Source organism: Paenibacillus cucumis (ex Kampfer et al. 2016), assembly GCF_019748695.1.
Lineage (GTDB): Bacteria > Bacillota > Bacilli > Paenibacillales > Paenibacillaceae > Paenibacillus > Paenibacillus polysaccharolyticus.
The window spans coordinates 269,626-284,607 of sequence record NZ_JACLIC010000025.1 but is presented as its reverse complement, the minus strand read 5'-3'; the positions used below and the strand labels follow the sequence as shown (position 1 = coordinate 284,607).

General features: G+C 42.9%; 10 protein-coding genes and 1 pseudogene. 3 read left to right on the top strand and 8 right to left on the bottom strand.

Annotated features, from left to right (window positions below; genetic code table 11):
• The first annotated feature begins 13 nt into the window (after positions 1-13).
• The 3 genes and pseudogenes from H7T88_RS17535 to arsC all read left to right on the top strand — a co-directional run bounded on the left by H7T88_RS17535 (position 14) and on the right by arsC (position 2,204).
• A complete protein-coding gene (locus tag H7T88_RS17535; RefSeq protein WP_221789557.1) occupies positions 14-343 on the top strand; it encodes an ArsR/SmtB family transcription factor in 330 nt (109 codons plus the stop codon).
• Positions 340-1,776: an arsenic transporter gene (gene arsB / locus H7T88_RS17530; RefSeq protein ID WP_221789555.1), complete on the top strand. Its 1,437-nt coding sequence runs from the start codon at positions 340-342 to the stop codon at positions 1,774-1,776. The genes H7T88_RS17535 and arsB overlap by 4 nt, the downstream gene beginning before the upstream one ends.
• Positions 1,777-1,778: 2 nt before the next feature.
• Positions 1,779-2,204 (top strand): annotated as a pseudogene (gene arsC, locus H7T88_RS17525) (arsenate reductase (thioredoxin)).
• A 335-nt stretch (positions 2,205-2,539) separates the two neighbouring features.
• Here the strand turns inward: arsC and H7T88_RS17520 are convergent.
• The 8 genes from H7T88_RS17520 to H7T88_RS17485 form a co-directional block, all read right to left on the bottom strand.
• Positions 2,540-2,944 carry an RDD family protein gene (locus tag H7T88_RS17520; protein ID WP_221789552.1) on the bottom strand — a complete coding sequence of 135 codons (405 nt, stop codon included), beginning with the start codon at positions 2,942-2,944 and terminating at the stop codon, positions 2,540-2,542.
• Positions 2,945-3,209: 265 nt separating this feature from the next.
• A complete protein-coding gene (locus H7T88_RS17515) occupies positions 3,210-5,720 on the bottom strand; it encodes a WG repeat-containing protein (protein WP_221789551.1) in 2,511 nt (836 codons plus the stop codon).
• A 97-nt stretch (positions 5,721-5,817) separates the two neighbouring features.
• Positions 5,818-7,206, bottom strand: a complete 1,389-nt coding sequence (locus H7T88_RS17510) for a hypothetical protein (RefSeq protein ID WP_221789549.1) — start codon at positions 7,204-7,206, stop codon at positions 5,818-5,820.
• 16 nt (positions 7,207-7,222) lie between these two features.
• Positions 7,223-7,765 carry a sigma-70 family RNA polymerase sigma factor gene (locus H7T88_RS17505; protein ID WP_154891848.1) on the bottom strand — a complete coding sequence of 181 codons (543 nt, stop codon included), beginning with the start codon at positions 7,763-7,765 and terminating at the stop codon, positions 7,223-7,225.
• A gap of 280 nt (positions 7,766-8,045) precedes the next feature.
• Positions 8,046-8,324: a hypothetical protein gene (locus H7T88_RS17500; protein WP_154959260.1), complete on the bottom strand. Its 279-nt coding sequence runs from the start codon at positions 8,322-8,324 to the stop codon at positions 8,046-8,048.
• Positions 8,311-10,209 carry a hypothetical protein gene (locus H7T88_RS17495; RefSeq protein ID WP_221789547.1) on the bottom strand — a complete coding sequence of 633 codons (1,899 nt, stop codon included), beginning with the start codon at positions 10,207-10,209 and terminating at the stop codon, positions 8,311-8,313. Before H7T88_RS17495 ends, H7T88_RS17500 begins: the two co-directional genes overlap by 14 nt.
• Positions 10,210-10,219: 10 nt before the next feature.
• Positions 10,220-13,780 carry a DUF4132 domain-containing protein gene (locus H7T88_RS17490; RefSeq protein WP_221789545.1) on the bottom strand — a complete coding sequence of 1,187 codons (3,561 nt, stop codon included), beginning with the start codon at positions 13,778-13,780 and terminating at the stop codon, positions 10,220-10,222.
• Between the two features lie 26 nt (positions 13,781-13,806).
• The gene (locus H7T88_RS17485; protein WP_260510985.1) at positions 13,807-14,967 is read right to left on the bottom strand and encodes a VWA domain-containing protein; all 1,161 of its coding nucleotides are present in this window, start codon (positions 14,965-14,967) and stop codon (positions 13,807-13,809) included.
• Positions 14,968-14,982 lie beyond the last annotated feature (15 nt).

The following is a 14,982-nucleotide window of genomic DNA, read 5'->3' as shown; positions in this document are numbered from 1 at the left end:
CAGAGGTGTACATATGGAACAAAGAATTCAGGAGATGGCTGAGGCGTATAAGTTATTAGCTGATAAAACACGTTTGACCATTATTGCGCTACTTCAGGAACAGGAACTTTGTGTATGTGATATCACAGACATTATTGGCATGTCACAACCAAACGCCAGTCAGCATCTTCGAAAACTAAAGGCAGCCGGTCTCCTTAATGAAAAGAAAAAAGGGCAGTGGGTGTACTACTCTCTTAATCCAGATGCAGAAGCATATGTGCAGTGTGTGTATCCGTATCTGCCATCTATGAAAGATAAAATAGCAGGATTGAATAACTGCTGCGGTCCTCAGGAGGAAGCATGACCATTATCGCGATATTAATCTTTTTGCTTACACTGACGTTTGTGATTTGGCAACCTAAAGGACTTAATATTGGATGGTCAGCGTCAGCTGGAGCTGTCCTTGCACTTCTTTTTGGTGTCGTCAGTCTATCTGATGTAGGTACGGTTACAGGAATCGTATGGAACGCCACTCTTACTTTCGTAGCTATTATTTTAATTTCACTGATTTTAGATGAAATTGGATTTTTTGAATGGGCTGCACTACACATGGCAAGGCTCGCAAGAGGTAATGGTAAGTTGATGTTCGTTTATGTTGTGCTACTTGGGGCAGGGGTGGCAGCGTTCTTTGCAAATGACGGTGCCGCACTGATCTTAACGCCTATTGTGCTTGCGATGGTCCGAGCACTCAAATTTGATCACAAGATGATTTTACCTTTTATCATCGCTAGTGGTTTTATTGCAGATACAACTTCACTTCCACTCGTCGTGAGCAACCTCGTCAATATTGTTTCTGCCGATTACTTCGGTATTGGCTTTGTGGAGTATGCGAGTCGTATGATTGTTCCGAATTTCTTTTCAATATTGGCAAGTCTTCTGGTCTTATTTTTTTTCTTTAGAAAGAGTATTCCAGGCAACTACGAAGTCAGTCAGCTCAAAAAGCCAGCTGAAACAATCAAGGACAAGAAACTGTTCAACATATCTTGGGTGATCTTAGCCGTGCTACTGGTAGCGTACTTGATGAGCGAGTTCATTCAAGTTCCGGTGTCTGTTATCGCTGGGGTTATCGCCATCTTGTTTATTTTAGCTGCAAGGCAGAGTCACGCTATTCAAACCTGGAAGCTCATTAGAGGGGCTCCATGGGCAGTCGTGATTTTCTCTATCGGTATGTACGTCGTCGTTTATGGACTACGAAATGTGGGATTGACGGATGAACTTGGGAAGGTCATTCAAGCTATTGCCGACCAGGGGCTCTACACCTCCACACTTGGCATGGGCTTTCTAGCTGCAGTATTGTCTTCGGTTATGAACAATATGCCTACGGTGATGATTGATGCGCTTGCTATTGACAGAACCAGCACGGAAGGTGTCATTCGGGAATCGCTGATTTATGCCAATATTATCGGCAGTGACTTGGGTCCTAAAATTACACCGATCGGATCGCTAGCCACACTTTTGTGGCTACATGTACTGTCCCGTAAGGATGTAAAAATCACGTGGGGAAGTTATTTCAAAATCGGGATTGTGCTCACCATTCCAACGCTCTTTATCACGTTAACAGGACTGTATCTGTGGTTATACCTGATTCATTCAACACATATAAACGTTTGGTTAATGATTGCTGTAATCACAGTAGCATTGGTTGCTATTGCTATGGTCATAAAAACGTTGACTAACTCAAAAATGAGTGAAACCAAAATACAAGTAAGCCATACCAAAGATAAAGGAGATCAATAATCATGAACAACAAACCACTTGTTTACTTTTTGTGCACAGGAAACTCTTGCAGAAGCCAAATCGCCGATGGATTTTTAAAGTAACTTGGTAGTGACAAATATGAGGTGAGAAGTGCTGGATTAGAGGCGCATGGCTTAAATCCTCGTGCGGTTCAAACGATGAAAGAAGCTGGAATCGATATTTCGAATCATACATCGGATGTGATTGATCCTGAGATTTTAAAACAAGCAGACTACATCATCACGCTTTGTGGTCATGCCAACGATAATTGTCCCGTTGTACGTAATGACAAAGCTGAAAGATGGCACTGGGGATTCGATGATCCAGCTAAGGCGACAGGCACAGAGGAAGAAATCAAAGCTACATTCGCTGAGGTTCGTGATTCAATTAAAGCTCGTATCGAGCAATTCTTGAAAGAAGGTAAGTAAAATGGATCACGCAGAAAAGAAATACCATGCACTTATTGCTGAACGAGTTTTTATGGGCTGAGCTGCCGACGTAGAGGCAATGGTTCTTAACGAAGGCATAGAAGTAGTAGGGGATCTTCGAGAAGAAGCAACAGAGTGCGCGTATCCATGTGGATAATGTTCAGTAGACTTGGACAACTGAGTTTTGTTTATTGATGGATGATGAAGTCTGCATTGTCTGGAAGGAATGATACATATGTACAAAATACGAGTTTTGTGAAACAGTACTTAGGAAATTAAAAGAACCGCTATGAATTTATAATTTATATCCCATTGCGGTTCTGCTCATTTTTAACTTAATCCCACACAACTTCTGTTCCTGCTATAAAATCATGTATTGCACGACGATCCTCTCGCATACCAACCATAAACGCGCTCACAATAATTCCAATACCTAGCGTCAATACGTACACAAGTCCAGCAACTAAAACTCGCATTAACATTGTAGTAATTTTAGGCGATTCTTGTGTGTCATATATCTGAATTCGAATCCCACAAATTCGTTTACCAACCGTTCGGCCATACCAATAAACAGGTAAAAAAATCGCATATAACGAACTTAATATCTTCGCAATTGGTTCATCTGAATCATAATTACCAGTAAGCACACCTGCGATGATTACTGTTGGTATTCCAATAATAAGTCCATCCAAGAAACTCGCTGCAAGCCTAATCCAAAAACCTGATTTGTACAAAATCATTTCCTCCAAACTATTTTGTCATACCTTGATGCATGGTTATTTATATTATACAAGAAATATATACCATTTGGTTCATATTATTCATTTTTATCTCCCAAATATCTTTCTTCCCACTTTGTGAAATTATTAACTATTATATAGATGCATTTAATATGTTTAGACTTCACCTTTTCGCGTAATCCCTCTCTTCTATTACTTCCAAAATAAAGAAAAAGCCATATTACACATATGGCCTGGAAGTATATTTACCCTGCTCTTATAATCATCAATGAAATGCTCTCCAGAATGATCCTTCTGTATTAATAATGCTCATGATCTGACTAAACGGAATCGTAAAGGTCGGGAATCCCGCAGCATATGGCGCGATATCATAAGGGTTGAAATACAGATGTAGTGCATCTGCCGTCACAAAAAAAGGCTGGTCCGCACTTATTCCAGTGTACGTATCTGGAAAAACATACGAATACTGCGGATCATTTTTGATCTGGTCCCCTACAATTTGGCTTAATACCTTCACATAATCACTGTCCTGCTTAAACAGATCCTTCAATTCATAGAGCTGACCGTCGGTTAGATTAATAATGGCATACACCATCGTTGGCATCCCATGTGCAGCTCCTGCTGGATAGTTATAACCCGTCAACTGGAGTTGGAGCAATTGCTTCTGATAGAAAGTTATATCAAAATCACCGGTATAAGTATAGTCCAGTTGTTGATCTGCAGGAATCGGTTTTACTTGGGAAAGTTCTTTCAGCTTAGCATTAAGCTTACCCTGCTCTATCTGATTGGCTAATCCGTCAACCTGCGGATAATAAACGAGATAATCCCGGTTGGGTTTATACTTCTCTTCACGCACCTGATAAGGCGGATGTAGCGGTACGATCGTATTCTGTTGCCAAATCATACGTCCAGCCCGGTCCACATAGGATAAACGTTGATCCACAAACACTTTAATCAGATCCGGCGCCACCACTTCCATCGATCCTGCCCCTGTTACACGAGGATATCCTGGAGCCGGTCTACCGCTCAAATCCAGAAGATACGTCTGATTTCCGTCTGATGCAGATGCAAGACCATGTTTGTAATTTTCCACATTACGATAGAAAAACTCCGTTAGTATTCTTCCATTCAATTCAGCGATTGCATACAACGAGCCGATGTAAGGTTGTTCTGCATCAATGGCTTTCCCGAGTGCGTACCTGTTCTCCCCAAGCTCCCGAATATCGTTATAAGCCGGTTGAATCACAAATGATCCCTGCATATTAATGACACCATAGTTCGATTTGTAATCCTCTGCAGTATTAACAATAGCCTGCCCATCGTTAAAAGCAAATGCAGAAGTAAACTTAGGCTGAATACGAATGTTACCCCGTTCATCGATGTACCCATATTTTCCAGAGGATTCTTTTTGAAAAGCAAGCAAACCATCCCCTAGCGGCCCTACATAGGCATATGGGTAAGTCGCTAATCGATTTCCGTTCCGATCAATAAGGGCGTATTCCTGATCCTTAATCTGTACAACGGCTTTACCCTGCTGAAAATCATTTGCTGAAGCAAATTGCGCTTGGATCACTTCATTTCCTGAAGCATCCAGGTATCCATACAAGCTAGATGATCCATTCGTCTGATTCGGATTTTCATTATAAAACATCGCTCTGCCTTCATGCATATCTGCGATAAACGGATAAGTTCGTTTGGTGAGCACGGTACCTTGCTCATTGATCATTTTAAACCCTTGAGAATCAATGGCCATGGCCCGCTCTTCGGAAAAAGAATTAATGGAATCATACACAGGCTGAACCACATACTGCCCTTGAAGATTGATGACACCGGCACGACCGTTCTTAACGACGACTGCCAATCCGTTAGGCTGAAACGCCTGAGCGTCTTCTAGCACCGGCTCTAGACGGATATGTCCCTGTGCATCCATATAACCCCAGCGCGTCCCGCTTGTTGTTCGAACAGAGACGGGATATAACCACGTTGTCACTCTGGCATGTGTGCCTGCCGTTGCAGTCATCGCCTGCTTTATTTTATTCTCTAGTTCAAGCAAGTTCTCTCTTGAAGGATACGCTTCCGGAAAACGCAGCGCTTCCTGAACCGAAATGAGTGCCACGGGATAGGAGCCGGCATAAAACTGGGCATCCGCAAGATAATACCAATAGAATACATAATCGGGATACTGCTTCGTTAACTGCTCATAATATTTCACGACTTTAGGAAAATAGGCTCGGTATACATCTGTTGCTGGAACCCACTGATTCTGCTGCCACCGAATAATCTCCACTCGATAAGCTTCACCAGTGTCATGAATCCAGAGCGCTATTTCTACCTTTCCATCTCGCCCGTGAACGCCAGGTATATCCACAATCTCAGCGTAGCTGTAATACAAATCGTCTGGGGCAATGTCCGTAAGACCGGATTCGGTCCACTCATATACAGCGAGTTTTGACCAAATGGCTCCAATCTGCCAGCCTACGATTAGATTATTTCTTGCCGTTGAAGTTACAGGCGCTGCTGTCAGTAACGTAACGCCATAACCTAATCCTTTTGTCAAAGCCATTTTAATCCAATGCCCTTGAACGAATTTTAATATAAGCAGATACAATTCACTATTCAACTGATACACTGTAGAAATCTCAGGCATTCCATCACCTGTAAGATCAGCCGCATACACTGCCGGATGTTGAATTGGCTTATCTATCGTAATGACCGTTGCCCCCGCCGGAATATGTTGATTTACAATTTGCAGTAATAGCGGTTCACTCATCGACATCTCCGCTTCCTCCCTTATGACCGCATTCGCCTAATGGTATGCAACATAACTCGGGATATGACATGAAAATGTATTGTGACACCTCTACTTCATCCTATTACTCTTCTAAATTCACCTTCTGTCCATTGATTACAAGATTGCTTACATCTTCTACGCGAATGGTTTTAGAAGATATCCATTTGACCAGATCATTGTGCAATTGAATAAAACCGGTTAAAGCAGACATTTTTGTGCCGTCCTTCAGCTGCAATTCGATTTTCAAGTCCTCCATACGAATCATGCCTAAGGCCTCGCCTGTTAACGTAATACCGATTGGTGAAAGAGTTGCTTCCACTTGTGTGCCTGAATTCTTACCCAGGTTTACATGTCCACGTTTACTTTTGTTAAGCTGGTTCAGGTTAAAGCTCGTTTCCCACTTACCTTGAATAACTTCACCGATATTTGTAAAACTGCCTCGTAGCTTAAGCTTATTTAGTGCTTTAACTGATGAAATATCATATATATACTCGATATAATCTCCACCATAACCTACGCCATCTTTCATATAATAACCGTAGCTGATGGAGTTTTCAGGAATATCGAGCCTATGACCTTGTTCATCTATGAAATAGAAAAATCCATGATTATATCCACCCACCTCATTATCCGGATTAATCTGCACATGCAGCTTTCCATTAACGAAGCCGATATTAGATATATACATCCAGTTCACACCCTGAATGGCAATGTTCGTTTGATCCTTTCGCAGTACTTGGAACGAATCTTTATCCATTTCATTTGCAATTTCACCACCAAGTCCGCTGATTTGATCTGAATTCAACATTTCGTAACTGTTTTTCTCTTTTTGTTGTAACAATGATTTCCAGTCCACAGGGACGGAATAGCCATCCTTCCTAGCCGCTCCCGACATCAAAGTATTTATGCGGACAGTCATCCGATTGGTACTAACTTTACCCTGGGTTACAAATCGAACAATTGCTGTTTTGGCGGCTCTATCATAATAAATAATTTGAGCATTACTTGCTTTTCCTCCAGTTAATCTGTAATCATACACATCGAGATTCTCGTCAATACGGTTACTTATCAGATCGGATACAGAAACATAAACTTCGGTTGTATCCCCATCTCTAACTGCCCCGATAACCTCCACATGTATTCCTTGATCTTCACTCTCCTGATGAACTGGCTGGAGAATAGCAATTCGATCTACTCCCAAAAAATGAAGAACTGAAGTCAGGTCAAGAATCCCGATCGCGGCAGCTGCACCAGTAAATATACATAGAGATAACGCTACGGTCACAGGAATATAAATGAATTTACGATATCTTCTCCGATTGCTTATACTTCTTTGTGTTTGTTTAAGTCTGCTAAACGATGATTCAGATAGAACATTCGGCTCTAATTCAGCCTTCGTTATTTTGTCATAAAACCGTCTCTTAATATTGGATAGGTGTTGCTCGTTGAATTGATTTTTGGATTTCCCCATAGGATCACCTCCTTTTTTACTTCCTATTGTTCCACCATGTTTTCAAACGTTGTCTGGAACGATACAGTTTGTTATGGACTTGTCTGACATGCAACGACAGATCTTCTGAAATTTCATGTGGCTTTTGACCATTATAAAAACGACGTTTCATGATCTCGCGTTCAGGTTCCGGGAAAGAATGAATCATTTGATCAAGCTCTATATCATTCTCTTTGCGAATAAGCTGTAGTAAAACATCTTCCGTTTCTATTGAATGAATGTGCTCTTCATATGTAATCTCGGATCTTCGATTTATTTTCCGGTAACGATCAATCGCTTTGTGTTTTACAATTGTCGCAAGATAATTTTTTAGGCTGCTTCGCTCTGTTTGGAACGCCTCTGGATGCTGCCAGAATGTGAAGAAAGTATCTGCTACACATTCTTCGATCTCTTCATTGGAAACATGTTGGAGAATAGAATGTGCAATCGTCCACAACAATCCTGCGTATTGATTCATCACCCATTCCATAGCCTCAGGATTGCGATTCACTATGGCCTTCCTGATCTGTTCTTCCTTCACAATTACATCTGCCTCCTTTCCATGTTCATCCCCTGTGACTGCAACGTTATTTTGTAAACATGAGCTTCCTACATATATTCGTTGATCAAATCACTTTTACTCACATTCAACAACAAAAAAATCGCAGGGGCTCAGCCACCTGCAATTTTTTTAGATTATTTCTATCGAATTAGGACTACAACCAGCCCAAGAATTACTTCATACCATACCTTAGTACAGACTTAACACTGTTCATCGCTCTCTAAATCAGCCATAACGTTAAACAAGTTAACTAGAGAGATCAAGTTTGTGATTGTACACTAAGCTGAACATATTGACTCAGACGACAATATTGATCCAAGAGCCGTTCATCTTGTGCTTCGCCTAGTGCCACTTTGCGCCCTGCCTCTAGAACACCACTGATCAATTCATGCAGGAAGTGCATCTGCAATCGCTGCGCGTTGGCATCCAGTTGCTCAAGCAGTTGCGTATCTCGAATCGAAAATTGAGATAACCCCCGAAGAAGTAGTTCTTCAGACCAATCGGATAACTGCTGTATCAATCCACTATCTTCTTCCAAAACGTCCCATCCTTCCACTACTGGAATCCAGCTTCAAGCTTAGCAACGTCTGGCCCTTTAGAAAACTGATTGGACTAATACGTTTCGTTTCTATTCGAACAAATGCATAAAAATGTTCAAGTTTTTGAGAACCAAATCCTGATTCGAGTCTGTTAATCATAGATTGCCAATCCGATGAGTATGGAAGTGTGAGAGGCAAGCGCGCCCCCTCAGTATTCTCGACCATAAGGATCAGATCCTGCGTTTGTTTGTTAAAGCTATGCTCTGTAATACGGGCAACCTCAATTAGTGCCAACCGTTCTTTTGGTTCAGCGAATAGATCAATAGAATCGGGCTCCCGTTCAAGTGCTGCAGGTATGTCTAGCAGGTACTCTCCAAAATGAACCTCAGTCACTCCGGTTCGTGGTAAAATAGTGAGTTTCGCTCCATCACCTGAAGAAATTCGTCGTTCTTCATTCACTTTAACCGACTGAAACTGAACTTCTTCTCCCGTAAATTGACTAAATGTCAAACTTGGCAACCAGGGGGTAAACGCTGCATAATGCTCGGCAAACGAGAATTGTTGATCCTCATAGTACACCGCACGTACATCACTGTACGTATAGATCTGCCCATCATCAAAGCAATAGAAATAATACGTAATGCCGCGAAATCCTGACCGTGTCTCCCAAGAGTCTGCTCCTAGCCCATAGAGATGCAGTGAAGGTACGGTAAAGTACTTACTTCGGAAACTGCCAACCAGCTGACTTTGTTGCCTAACAGGGATTTCGCCTTGTTCAAGCACTTCTAGCGCGAGATATAGCTTACTTATACGATCCAGCATCGTCTGCATGGAGAAACGTACATGACGCTTGAAAAAAAGCTGGAGTTCTCCCTGAATGCCGCGTAAACTACGTTCAATCTCTGGAAGGTTACCACTATGTGCAGCAATGGCCAGCGTCTCCAGCTGCGCATTATATGACTGAGGCAGTCTGGCGAGCCCTGTCTTAAGCATGCCTCCCAACATGTCGCGGCATTCCTGAATCGTTTGAAGCGAGAACTTGGGCTCATATGCGCGGACACTCAAAGCGTCCGTGTCATCCACCCCATGATACATACGATATCTCAGCAAAGCTTCAAGCTTGGCCATTTTTCCCGCGGTCTGCTTTAACTTGCATAAAGCTTTGGTCAGCTGAGGTTCTTCTGTGAAGGAAACCTCTATATTCTGAATTTTTAAAAGTACAGTGAGCAGTGTGTCTTCCATAATTTGAATGTCTTCGGGATAACGTAAACGAAAAACGACCTCTTCAACCATCGTCGAAGTATATGATTTCAGGATGGGAGTAAGATCGGCTTCGAGCATCCAGCGAAAACGGACATGTCCCTCCGGCGCATGAGACTGCAAACCGTAATCCAGCCTTTCTGACTCGTTAATCTGATGAAACTTATCCTGCGTCTGAAGCTCGTATTCTTTAATAGTGTCAGGATCTGCAAAATCAGCAGAAGATGGTTTTAGATCCAAGGCTGACGGAGAAGATGTAGGAATGTCTGCTGAAGGCTTGGCAACTTGCGCAACTTCCACAATATCCTCGCCCATAGCACTGTTTTCAGTTATCTGCTGTCGCTGATCATATAGAATCCCAATCAATACATGCTTGCAGATATTCTCCGAGGGACAGGAGCACTGCCATTCATCCAGCGTAGCATAGAGGGTACACTCGATACCCTCACTTAACTGACAGCTCACTGAAGCTGTATTCCAGGTGTACTGTACTTGTACACCTTGATCTAGCTCTTTAAGCGCCCTTTTATATAGCCCCTTGTTCGCATAACGAATGAGATAATCCTCTGTGCACAATTTTGTAAAGTGTCTGAATTTCTGCTTGAATTCACTGAAATCGTTCATAACCACCAAATCAACGCCCCGTTGCTCTCAAAATATCATAGAGAGTCTCACTGAATACTCGGCCTGAAATTTGGCCCAAAGGAATGGATTTGTTATCTGCATAATAATAGTGCTGTCTCTTGCCATTTGGTTTGAAGAAATGTAACGATTCCAGCGTCACGTCGTCCATCCCTTCATAATACGTGATACTTGTACCGCTGAACCGAAGTTCAGCAACAATCTCTCCGTACTCTTTGTAAAACTCGTTGAACCAGCCGCCATCTTGCGCAGGACCTTTAATCCATCCGTATTTCTCCAATGCTTTCGGGAGAGCTGTTGGTGAAAATTCCTCTTCTGGAAGACCATCATATTCAGTCTTGGTCCGATCTTCATCCTCAATTAAATGGATTTGACGTTTCAATTGTTCGAACGGCTGCTTGACCTCATAATCCTCAAGCTGAGTAGTCCAGCCTTCAAGTGTATCCTGGTCCAGTTCAAGCGGATGTACAAGACCCACCTGAGCTCCTGATGGCAGATCCGTTTCATCCTCGTCCACCGTATTAAATGTACCGTCCTCCATATAACGGAATGTACGGATTAACTCACCCTGCTCATAAATGCCCCAGATTAATCCAACGGCAAATTTCTGCATGATGACATTGTCTACAAATAGGGAAGTCCATTCCTCAGCTGTCCATAAACGCTGTTTGGATAAAGACTCTTCCAAGCGTGCAGTCTGGATTGTAACCATCGTTTTCAGATCCTTCTTCAACTGGGTAAAACGTGCCTTGGATTCTGCCGCGAGCTCAGGATCATCCTTTTGTGCCGGAGCAGGCAAACTTTTAACGGCTTTACCTGTTTCTTCGTTTACGACCACAACCTGTAGATCGGCATTAACTTTGACCTGGAAGGACCGTTCACCGTAACTAAGTTGTAACGTGCCTTTTTCATCAAAACCAAGGGAAGTGACTAGACGGTCTTCAAGCTGTTCTGCAGTCAATCCCATATTCTCTGCTGCAAGCTGCAATGCTTCTTCGGCTGCGCCTTTTACCTGACGGTTCTTGACACTGCGTTTAACCTTGTCAATTGCCATCAGTGCGGCAGGTTCTTTTAGAAATGCGAGTACTTTCACTGCCTCGGCTGCTATAGCCCCGCGGCTATTCTCTGTCCATTCCTTAATCTGTGGGGTCAATATATGAACAATCTGAAGATCACCGAACAGTGCGGAAACATACATGATCCACTTTTCTTTCGCAGGTGCACCATCCTGAATCCATAGCTGTAACAATTCCTTTGAAAAACGAATAAGTGAAGCTTCGCTTACATATTCTCGCAATTCATTTAACCGCTCATTCGGGCCAGACCCATGATCAATCGATTGCAGTAATACATACTGTTTGATCCGATCATCTAATGGCAAACCATCTGTGGATCGAATCAAGGCAGGCAGTTCCTTTAGAGGTAACCAGCTGATCCGAGACATCTTTTTCGCATCGGCCAGGTCAGCTAACGCTGCATGTGAATATTCAGGGCTTAGGTCAGCCGTATCAAGCAGAATTTGAATCAGGTTTTTCCATTCGGTGGCTTTCTCATTTTGCAAGAGTTCAGTGTATAATTCCTTACTATTATCCAGACTACGGATCGCTGTTAGCGCCATTTCTTTAATCGAAGCCTTTTTCTCCGCACGGTAAATCATCATATACAGTTCTTGATCCGGAACCCGGTTGAACTCAGCCAAAGCAATACTGCTCGCCCGTTTAGAAGCATCCTGTAAACCTACCTGAATAGCTGCTACCAATTGTTGCTTAGGCAGGGTATCTCGCTGCTCAAATGCAACCTCAAGCGTTAAAAGACGTGTATCCGTTGGCAGTTTTTTATACTGTTTCAATGCATACTCCAGGTTTTGCTGTAAAATACGGCGATACTCATCCTGCGGCATCGATTGATACGTATAATCTGTCATACCATTCAGCGAGATCAGACTAGTCAGCAGTTGTTCTCGTTTCACCTGAGGGTCGTCACCATACGTATTTAAAATCTGCTCACCACTAAAAGCATAAGAATGATACATGTCCGAGACAATGTCCAGCGTCCATTCCGGATGAGTTAGCAAAATCGCAAAGCGGTGCATTGGCTCCGAATCAATTGGCAGGAAGCTGATACTAATGAGATTGTTAATCCGCTTCCGATCCCGGTTGACATGATTAAACAATCCACGGCTGTCCTTGTCTTCCCAATACTCTTCAAGCGTGTACTCGCCACTTAAATATCTCGCAATGGCAAGACCTTGTCTCCCACCTTCGAGCGGTTGACGCAACACTTGGAATACAGCATCTTCAATTGTGCTTTCCGGTTGAATTCCATTGATAGCTTGATCCAACATCATTTTATGAAGACACAACTTCAGGAATGGTGCTCTGACAATCTCATATGCTCGTTTGGCTTGCTCAGGTTGATTAGCAATTGCCGCTTTGATTATAATCCAAGACACGCGGTACGAATTCAATTCGAGTTGCATCATTTCAATCAATTGATAGGGCTCGTTCAGAGGGATTAGCCCGGACAGCAGATCATCTTCACTTCTTGAACGAGGGTTCATGCTAAGTAAATACTTACGAACCTCCATCGGATACAGTTCATGCAGGTGATGAATGACTTCGAGTAGTACCTTTCCAACGTCACTAACGTTATCCAGAAAGCGTTGCTTTCCTCCATTGATATTCGTCAGATACAAGACTGCACTGCTCAATAAAACCATCGTCTGATGGAATTCCGCATGTGAAACATGATGTTTCGCGGAGTAAGTGATTTCAGGATAATGCTTGGCAATCAATTCGCTACGTTTCTGTTTCAGGAATTCCTCTTCCAGCAACTGTGACGAACCGTTTTGTTTGCCTTGAACGTTGCCTGCAACCAAAGGTTCAATCAAGCGGTACAGCTCTTTATGAAGATTTGCCGCATCGTTCGCCATAACATGCTGAAACAACTCGGGCAGGACGGAACTCATATCCTCGATCTCTTGCTTATTCGCAAATTCCACATCCGGTTGCACACACAAATGAACAAGCATCATGGCATCAATCACATCTCTGAAATTACCCTGACTATCTGCTTTTTTGGAATCGAATAGCCATTGTGCTCGCTTCACGCGCCTCTTAAGCTCAGAGAGAATTTCTTCTTCACCCGCATATTGCTTCATTTTCTTCAAACGAGATAACAAGGTCCCCATCCGATCCGAACTCTTGCTTTTCCCATTTAATCCGTAAGCCTCCGAATCATCACCCAGACAAGCTGTGAATGCGTTAACCCCCCAAGGACTTCTACGGAAATAATTCGATTCCAAATGCATGGCAATAGCTCCGGCACGAAAAAAGATATCTCCATCATCTTTTTTGCCAAGCTTGGACAGAGCTTCTACCGTTCGATAGACATAATGACTCGTTTTACCCATCATCTCCGGGAACTTTTCGGTTGCACCCATGACGTAATCGATAATATCTGAGCTACGATCTGTTTTGAGCGAGTAGTCATCTGAACAAATGGAAGCGAACTTTTCAACCAAACTCTCTACTCCACGGTCTGCGGTCAGCATGATTTTATTCCTCCTATAAAGTATGTTTAAGTGATAATTTCGCCGATCCATTCGGCAAGTTCGTTAGGTGTAATCGCTGCTACATGTGCCCCCATATTGGCTAAAGTCTGTGCAGCATGTTTGTTGTACACCGAATCTCCGTTGAAATCGAGAGCGGTAAGCACAAGCAACTTGCATCCCGCATCAATAATATCCTTACAGGCTTGATACATTTGATTAATCGGGTAACCTTCCTCCAGATCACTTACCAAAATGTAGATCGTTTTTCCAGGATTATCAATCAGCGTCTCCCCATAACGTAGCGCTTTGGCGATATGGGTTCCTCCACCGAGTTGCACATTCATCAATACATCTACGGGGTCCTCAAGTCGGTCGCTCAGGTCCACAACTTTGGTATCAAAGATGAACAGCTTTGTGCGTAGCGCATTCAATCGATAGAAAATACTCGCCATGACCGAACTGTAAATCACCGAATCCATCATACTACCGCTTTCATCTACACCGATAATGATGTTCCACTTATTGTGTTGCTCTAAATTTCCGTCAAAATAAAGTCGATCGATCACAAACCTTCGTTTGTGTTTATCATAATTTTTAAGATTACGAGTAATCGTTCGTTTAAAGTTCAGGTTGCGCAGGGATCGCACCGAACTTGATGCGTACCGACTGCGTTTCCCCATAATACTGGCCCGGGTATGAGACTCCAGTTTCCTGCGCAGTTCCTCAACCACTGTGCGTACAATATCTTTTGCACTCCGCAGTACATCACCTTTCATTCGCCCTTTGAACTGCATGATGTTTTTGAGCAAGTTCATATTAGGCTCAAGGGACTCCAGCAGTTTTTTATCGGTTAAGAGCTCCGTCAGTCCATAACGATCAAGTGCCTGCTTCTCCAAAATTTCAACCGTTGATTTGGGAAAAAGATCTCTGACCTTGTGTAACCAATTGGGTACGGTAAGCTCGGATGAACCACGTCCACCCTCTTTTCGGTAACCTTGTTCTTCACCGTATTCACGGTTATAGAGGTACCCCAGAATCTCGTCCAATTCAACATACTGAAATTCACCCGTTTTATATTGATCCGATTCACAAAGACCTTCCTCTGCAGATTCCCCCAAAATCAGGCGCCAACGGTTCAACGTTTCAACAGCACTTCGTTCTTCCGAGGAAGACAACTCTGGCAACATTTCGTCCTGGCCGCG